The sequence below is a fragment of the Psychromonas sp. SR45-3 genome, assembly GCF_014163575.1.
Classification (GTDB): Bacteria; Pseudomonadota; Gammaproteobacteria; order Enterobacterales; family Psychromonadaceae; genus Psychromonas; species Psychromonas arctica.
In genome coordinates this window covers 1-2,313 of the sequence record NZ_JACJDP010000078.1, presented here as the reverse complement: position 1 = coordinate 2,313, position 2,313 = coordinate 1, and the positions used below count along the sequence as shown (strand labels likewise).

The 2,313-nt window shown below is 38.5% G+C and carries 2 protein-coding genes; both read right to left on the bottom strand.

The annotated features are described in order from the left end of the window. Positions 1-257: 257 nt before the first annotated feature. The gene (locus H5084_RS19115) at positions 258-1,310 is read right to left on the bottom strand and encodes a transposase (RefSeq protein WP_182692219.1); all 1,053 of its coding nucleotides are present in this window, start codon (positions 1,308-1,310) and stop codon (positions 258-260) included. After that, complete coding sequence (locus H5084_RS19110) at positions 1,307-2,209, bottom strand: site-specific integrase (protein ID WP_028867635.1); 903 nt, start codon at positions 2,207-2,209, stop codon at positions 1,307-1,309. The genes H5084_RS19115 and H5084_RS19110 overlap by 4 nt, the downstream gene beginning before the upstream one ends. Between the last annotated feature and the right edge of the window lie 104 nt (positions 2,210-2,313).

Here is a 2,313-nt window from a genome sequence, read left to right as displayed (position 1 = left end):
TAACAAACAAGGATAGGTGTCGCGCAGCCGACACCTTATCTGGTCGTTGAACAAGCCCATCCGAGATTGCATCTTATTATAGTAAATAGTTATTTTAAAGGTAGGATTGAGGCACACAGGTACTTTTCTTCAGGCGAGTTTCATCATGATATAATTAATAAGGTAACTATATCAGCCTGTTACATGTTAGTTGATTGCCATTACACCTCTTTGTATTAGATTTATTCTTTTAGACTTAAAGCCATCGTGGTTGTACATTAGTTTCTCAGTCGGTTCACGCCTAAAAAATGCATTTCATACTGACAAAATGGGCAAATACATACAGCATGTTTCATCACTTTTTGTTGTTTATAGACTTTGCCGACAATAACTCCAAGTAGAAGTGAGATCTTTAACCTTAACTGTTTTGCGTTACCTCTTAAGAAACCATAATCTCTGACGCGCTGTAGCCCTTTAGGCAATACATGTTGTAAAATTAACCATAAAAACTTTAGCACTGGCAGTTCGCGCGTCTTAATGATATCGGTTTTCCCCTCTTTATATCTGAAAGTCACATTTTCATCGGTTATATTAATAATGTCTTTATCAGGCAAAACCCCTCTATAAAGATAACGAGATAGGTATTGTAATGAAGACAAACCGAACCCCACCTTACGACAATCAACGACCCATTTTTTAGGAATTTCATTGGGTAGTGTTAACTCTATAGCGTGATTAATTGCATCAAGCATCCTTGCTCTCCACACTTTCGCCAATGAAAAAGCGTTAAATAGATAATGGTTATCACCTTTATGCCACTGTTGTTTGCCAGCATCGTAGCGCCCACAGGGAATAATAATATGTAGGTGAGGATGCAATTCTCTTTTACGGTTATGTGTATGCAGTACGCTGGTAAACCCTAAACTACCTTTATCCTCTCTTGATGCAAAATCTTTGAGTAAGTTCGATGTTACTTTAAACATCAATTGATATAGGGTTTTAGGATGTTTTCGAGCAAGTATTCTGAACTCATAGGGTAAGGTAAACGTCACCATAAAATAGTGTACGGGTAATAATTTATCGGTTTGTTTGGCCAACCAATTTGATGTGGTTTGATGCAAACATTGCGGGCAACTTCTATTACCACACGATGCAAGGAGTTGTTGATCATGCTGACAATGCCCGCAATGCCATTGGGTGTAACGAGTGGGATCACTCTTACAATGTAACATATCAGTGATTGCTCGGCGGATATCTTGCGTCAATAATCCACCATAATGTAGTTCCAATTGTTGATGGTAACGTTGAAGTAATGTAATAAATTGACTCATAACGTCCCCCAATCAATCTGCAATTGATCTGTTAATTGATTAAGTGCCTTTACGTTGTTTTTTTGTTTGGGTGCTGTGAGTTGAGTATATCTTGCAGTAGTGTTGAGGTTATTATGGCCTAAGAGTATTTGTAGGGAACGCAGGTCAACGCCTTGCTCTAAAAGATGCGTTGCAAAACAGTGTCGTAACGAGTGTGGGCTTATGCTCTTCTTAATGCCCAATTCAGAAATCACTTTTTTCAACGCTTTTTGAACACCACTTTTATCCATGGGGACGTCGTCAACGATGAGTTGTTTCTTTTTACCGAAACGAGGAAATAACAACACAGGGTGACGATGTATTTTCCAGTAATAACGCAAGGCATGTAATGTACGTTCGGGTAATGGTACTAAACGATCTTTTCCACCTTTTCCATTTCGTATATGAACTTGCATCATTTGGCTATCAATGTCATTCACGGTTAAACTAAGCGCTTCACTTAGTCGTAAGCCCATACTGTATAGCACTAGAAAAAAGACCTGATAACGTAAAGAGTAAGTGTGGCTAATAAGCAAACCAATTTGTTTATTCGTAATAATGTCTGGAATGCGTTTTACTTGCGGCGGTTTGACAATACTTAGCCATTCCCATTCGCGCTCAAGAGTGTATCGATAGAAAAACTGTAAGCCATTACGATCTAACTTTATGATGCTCCATGAGTGAGTTTGCAGCAATTGTGCAAAGTAGTATTTTAAATCAGCTTTGGTTAACGTATCAGGTGTACGATCGAAAAAGGAGGATATCCTACGCACGGCACGAGAGTAAGCATCAATAGTGGCAGGACGCTTACCTTGTAGTGTTAGGTTAGTTAAATGTTGTTGATATAAAAGGTCAAAGTGTTGCTTTTCTGAAGTATTCATTGCTTAAACTCCTATTAAGCATCACCGGAAAAGTGATGTAGGAAGTAAGTATGAATGATATTTAAGTTTTGTTCCTTCTGCCGCAAAGCGGCTTCGTTCAACAG